We start from the raw sequence: 5,559 nt of genomic DNA, 5'->3' as shown, positions 1-5,559 counted from the left end.
GGGCATCTGGATGTCCATCAGGATCAGGTCGTAATTCTTCTGTGCGGTTTTTTCCATTGCAATGCGGCCATTTTCGGCTTCTTCCACCGTGTGCCCAAATTTGGTCAGCAAATTGACCACTACTTTGCGATTGACCGGATTGTCTTCAACGAGAAGGATATGGCGGGGAATGGAACTCCGTAATCCGAAAGCAGTTGGACGGCTTTCGGCGGGTGGTTTTACGGCGGATTCGACGGGCTGTGTGATGGAAAGGGCGGCTAGCAAAGCATTGTAAAGCGCCTGTTGACGAACAGGTTTGATCAGTGTTGCCGTACAACCGATACGGTGACAGTCTTCCTGGGAAACGTGAGTGCCAAGTGAGGTCAAAACCAGGATCTTAAGGTTGTTGTTGATCAACGGTTCAAAATCCGCAGGCAGGCTGGGTTGGCCATTGACCAGGAGAAGCCGGTAATCTATCATAGCCAGTTGCACCGGGGCGCGATTGTTATCGGCAGATTGCAGCATACCCATAAACGATTCGCGATCCTCACATTCGCTGACCGCAAACCCCACTTTTTCCAGTTCCATCCGCAGGGATTGACGGCTGGAAGCATTTGGATCGGCAAGCAGGACATGTTTTCGGTGAGAAAGCGCAATCAGTTCGCGCGGCTGTTGTTCCGGAACTTCCTGACGGTAAAAGACGGCGCTGAAGGAAAAGGTGCTGCCGCTGCCCGGTTCACTGATCAGGGAGATTTTCCCGCCCATCAGTTCAACCAGCTGGGTGGAGATAGCCAGCCCAAGCCCCGAACCGCCATATTTACGGGTCGTTGACATATCCGCCTGCGTAAAGCGTTCAAAAATATGCGCCTGACGGTCTAAAGGAATGCCAATGCCGGTATCGCGCACCGAGAAGCTAATGGTGGCCTGCGAGCTGGTTTGAGCAATGGGTTGAACCGTGATGACAATTTCCCCCTGCTCGGTAAATTTTACAGCATTACCAACCAGATTATTCAACACCTGACGCAGACGGTTGGGATCCCCGCGCAGCAGGACGGGGGTTTGCGGGTCAATCAGGCAAACCAGTTCCAACCCTTTGGCGGCGGCGCGCTGCGAGAAATTGACAGCCACATTTTCAACGATGGTACGCAAGTTGAAGTCGGTGGTTTCCAATTCCATCTTTCCGGCTTCAATTTTCGACAGATCGAGAATATCACTGATCAGGTTAAGCAGCGACTCGGCGCTTTCCAGTGCTGCATTGAGATATTCGCTTTGTTCGGAGTTGAGCGGTGTATCCAAAGCGAGGTTAAGCATGCCGATCAAACCGTTGAGCGGTGTGCGAATCTCATGACTCATGTTTGCCAGAAACTCACTTTTAGCCAGATCGGCCTCTTCGGCTTTCTGGCGGGCGCGTACCAGTTCGGTGATGTTGTGATACAGGTTAAGAACCCCGACTTCCTGGCCGTTAACGATGACCGGCACTCCGAAGATTTCGACATCAATCAATTCGCCGCGGCGGGTCTGGCGTTTGCTGACGCTGTGAATCAGTTCGCCCTGGCGCACACGACGGCTGAATTCAAAAGCGCCATCGCGAAATTCTCTGGAGGTGATGATCTCATCCAGTTTTCCACCGAGTACTTCTGCCTGTGTGTAACCGAAAAGCCGCTCAAATGCCGGATTGCAGGCGACGATGTGGCCGTTCAAATCGAGAGTAACAATGGCTACCGGGCTATTCTGGAAGATACTTTCAAAATATTGTTTCTGCCGTTGAATTTCTGCCTCGGCTTTTTTGCGCTGGGCAATATCATGGAAGATATAGATAATGCCTTGCTGATTTTCACCATCCTGGAAGGGGAAACCGGTTACTTCAAACCAGCCATACAAAGACGGCATGGGAATGACCTGAGTTTTGGTGAGAGCCTTTTTTTGCACCGGTTCGATGACTCCCGGAAAAACTTCTTCGATATTTTTACCGATCAAATCGGCATATGAGGTTTTCAGGGTTTGGGTAGTGGCGCGGTTGCAGCGGATGATCTTGCCGTTCGAATCGGTCAGTAAGATCAGGTCGGAGATGGCATCGAAGGTTGCTTCCCATTCCTTCTTTGCGCGTATGATGTTGGCTTCGGCCTGATGCCGCTCCAAAATTTCCCGCTGAGAGACTTCCTTGATCGCGTAAAGTTCGCTTGTCCGTTGAGCGAGTTCGCCCTTGAGACGCTGGCCCTGACGGATGGCACTGATTTGCTGATAAGTATTGACGATATTCAAAAGGACGATGAACGCCGAGAAAAGGTCAACCAGCCATAAAACCGGTTCGTTGAATTGAGCCGTCAGGAAGTTGTTTGGTGTCAGTACCTCCCCTGCCGAAAGCAGCCAGATTGCAGTGATCAGGAAGGGAAAGATCAATCCCAAAATTGCTCCAACCATTGGAAATATGGCTGGGATGAATTCTTGTAGAGGAATTTTGGGGTTTTTATCTGAGAGCATCATATTTCTTTGGAAATTGCAAGGAAGTTGTTCATCCAATTTCCTTGACTAAAATTATAATTGACCCCGGCAACAAATGCTATTATAATCTTGTGCTTTGTTGATACGGATTGAAGGATTGCGTCTGAATGTAAAGGCGTTTTGAGAACAAATGAATATTGAGGATCAAACCGGTACTACTGTACTTCGTCGAGAAACAGAAGTCAAGCCTAAAAAAAGCTGGCGCACGTGGCTGATTGGCAGACCCTTACCAACCGCAGATGCCCCTCACCAGACCATTGGGGTTTTGATTGGTTTGGCTGTCTTTGCTTCCGATGCACTTTCCTCAACGGCTTATGCCACCCAGGAAATGCTGGTTATTTTAATGGTTTTGGGGCCGCAAGCTTATCAGTATGTTTTCCCGCTTGCTCTTGCCATTGTAATTTTACTGGCAATTGTTACACTTTCGTATGAACAAACCGTTCATGCTTACCCGAACGGCGGGGGAGCGTACATTGTTACCCGCGATAACATTGGGGAATTACCTGCCAAAATTGCTGCGGCAGCCTTGTTGACCGATTATATTTTGACGGTAGCGGTTTCAATTTCCTCCGGGGTGGCGCAAATTGTTTCCGCTGTCCCCTCTCTCTTTGAACACCGGGTTTGGATAGCAGTCGGATTGGTCGGTTTCATCATGGTGGTGAATCTGCGCGGGATTAAAGAGTCGGGAAAGACTTTTGCAATTCCAACCTACTTTTTCATCTTCGCCATGTTTGGAACTGTTTTGGTCGGTCTGGCACGGTATGTTTTTGGGAGTCTGGGGGTAGTCAGCGATCCTCCGCCGATGGAAACCTTACATATTACCTACGGGGTAGGCGCTTTTCTTATTCTGCGGGCATTTGCCAGCGGCACGGCTGCGCTGACCGGCATTGAAGCGATTGCGGATGGTATTCCGGCATTTCGTGAACCACGTTCAAAAAACGCCGGCACTACTCTCATTATCATGTCCTTAATTTTAGGCAGCCTGATGTTGAGTATTTCCTTTTTGGCTGCTCACATTCAGGCGGTTCCCTCCGAGGCCGAAACGGTCATCTCGCAGCTGGCACGCACCGCTTTTGGTGGGAGGGGCGGTTTATATGGCGCAGTAATCATTGCCACGACAGTGATCTTGATCATGGCTGCCAATACTTCCTTTGCCGATTTTCCCCGTCTGAGCGCCATCACTGCCACAGATGGATTATTACCCCGCCAGTTGACCTATCGCGGCAGCCGCCTGGTTTATTCACGCGGCATTGTGTTGCTGGCAATGCTGGCAACCTTGTTGATTGTTATTTTTCAGGCCTCGGTCACACGATTAATTCCGCTTTATGCGGTGGGCGTTTTTCTTTCCTTCACTTTGTCACAGGCTGGCATGGCGCACCGCTGGTGGAAGATAGGCAGGTTGAAAGAGGGGGAAACCTTAAAGGAACGTGGCTCTGTATTGCGTTATGACCCTAACTGGCTGATAAAAATGCTGATTAACGGGTTTGGCGCATTTAGTACCGGGGTGGTGATGCTTGTATTCGCTGCCACCAAATTTGTGGATGGCGCGTGGGTTGTGATTGTCATTATTCCGACACTGGTGGTGATTTTCAGCGGTATCCAACGGCATTACCGCCACCTGGCAGTCAGATTGTCGCTGGAAAATTATGGGGGGTTACCGCGGATAGCCCGCCATCGGGTGATCATCCCGATTGGTGGGGTTCACCGCGGCACGCTGGCCGCCTTGCGCTACGCCCGCACCCTTTCTGATGATATTACCGCCGTACATGTTTCGATTGACCCACAGGAAGCCGAAAAGGTGCGTCAGAAGTGGGAAATCTGGGGAGATGGAAGACGGCTGGTGATTCTTGAGTCACCCTATCGTTTATTTATTGAACCGCTGTTAGAATACATTGATGAAATTGAATCGCAGCGTCAGCCGAATGAAATCATCACCATTGTCGTGCCGGAATTTGTGCCGCGTCACTGGTGGGCAGGCTTGCTGCATACCCAAACTGCGCTCACTTTGCGGATGGCGCTGCTCTTTCACAAGGATATTGTGATTACGAGTGTTCCCTATCAGGTGGATTGATGAAAACAGAAATAGAACAAAAGCAAAAACGAATGCAAATCATTGTGATCGGCTGCGGCCGACTCGGCTCTGCACTGGCATACCGCCTGTTCCGCGCCGGTCATCTGGTGGCCGTGATTGATTCATCGCCAACCTCGTTCAATAATTTGCCGCCCGATTTTACCGGCCGCATTCATGAAGGGGATGCCCTCTCTCAGGATGTATTGGTGCGGGCCGGCATTGAACAGGCTGACGCGCTGGCAGCCGTTACCAGCTCCGATGCCATCAATGCTGTTGTTGCGCGGGTAGCCCGCGAGGTTTATCATGTACCCAATGTAGTGGCGCGCAATTATGATCCCCGCTGCCGGGTGCTCTTTGAAGAATTGGATTTGCAAGTCATCAGTTCAACCAGCTGGGGTGCGCAGCGCATTGAGGAAATGCTGTATGATTCCGGCATTCATACCGTTTTTTCGGCAGGCAATGGCGAAGTGGAAGTGTATGAATTTGTCATTCCGGAGAGGTGGGAAGGCAAAACGTTGGAAGAATTGCTGCCGGACGAAGAATGCCTGCCGATTTCGGTTACTCGCGCCGGACGGGCAATGCTGCCCCAATCCGGTTTGACTATCAAGGGTGGCGATATCATCCACGTAAGTGCGACCTTCAACGGCAGTAATTGCTTGCGCCAAAAGTTGTTGGAGCAAAAGGAGTAGCCAGATGTACGTGATCATTGCAGGCGGCGGGAGAACTGGCGCGCAACTGGCGCGAATTCTGGTTGCCCAAAATCATTTTGTTCAATTAATTGATAATCGCTCGGATGTGCTGGCTCGCTTGCACAAAGAATTACCCACCGAAGTAATTTTTGAAGGACGCCCGATTGATCCGCTGGTGTTGGAAAAGGCTGGCGCAGAAAAGGCGGATGTGCTGGCAGCCTGTACAACTGAGGACGAGGTCAATCTGGCAATCTGTTTCATGGCGCGCAGCCGCTACAAAGTACCCCGCACCATTGCACGCATCAATAACCCACGTAA

4 protein-coding genes are annotated in these 5,559 nt (G+C 50.7%); 3 read left to right on the top strand and 1 reads right to left on the bottom strand.

Features of this window, described 5'->3' with window-relative positions; translation table 11 throughout:
- Positions 1-2,400: PAS domain S-box protein (locus tag ACWIZX_RS11955; RefSeq protein WP_448335940.1), on the bottom strand; the 2,400-nt coding region annotated here is incomplete at its 3' end.
- A gap of 211 nt (positions 2,401-2,611) precedes the next feature.
- On the opposite strand from ACWIZX_RS11955, the gene ACWIZX_RS11950 reads away from it, so the two are divergent.
- From ACWIZX_RS11950 to ACWIZX_RS11940, 3 genes are all read left to right on the top strand, one after another.
- Positions 2,612-4,552 (top strand): APC family permease, encoded by a 1,941-nt coding sequence (locus ACWIZX_RS11950; protein WP_448335939.1) that lies wholly within the window; start codon positions 2,612-2,614, stop codon positions 4,550-4,552.
- Entirely contained in the window at positions 4,552-5,241 is a 690-nt protein-coding gene (locus ACWIZX_RS11945) for a potassium channel family protein (RefSeq protein WP_448335938.1), read from the top strand. The genes ACWIZX_RS11950 and ACWIZX_RS11945 overlap by 1 nt, the downstream gene beginning before the upstream one ends.
- 4 nt (positions 5,242-5,245) lie before the next feature.
- Positions 5,246-5,559: NAD-binding protein (locus tag ACWIZX_RS11940; RefSeq protein WP_448335937.1), on the top strand; the 314-nt coding region annotated here is incomplete at its 3' end.

Source organism: Bellilinea sp., assembly GCF_053501535.1.
Note: the sequence above shows the minus strand (reverse complement) of the source record. Positions and strands in the feature narration are given on the sequence as shown.

Bases quoted from the DNA above. Each gene is read 5' to 3' on its own strand.
- ACWIZX_RS11950 (WP_448335939.1), top strand. From the start codon at position 2,612: ATGAATATTGAGGATCAAACCGGTACTACTGTACTTCGTCGAGAAACA.
- ACWIZX_RS11945 (WP_448335938.1), top strand. From the start codon at position 4,552: ATGAAAACAGAAATAGAACAAAAGCAAAAACGAATGCAAATCATTGTG.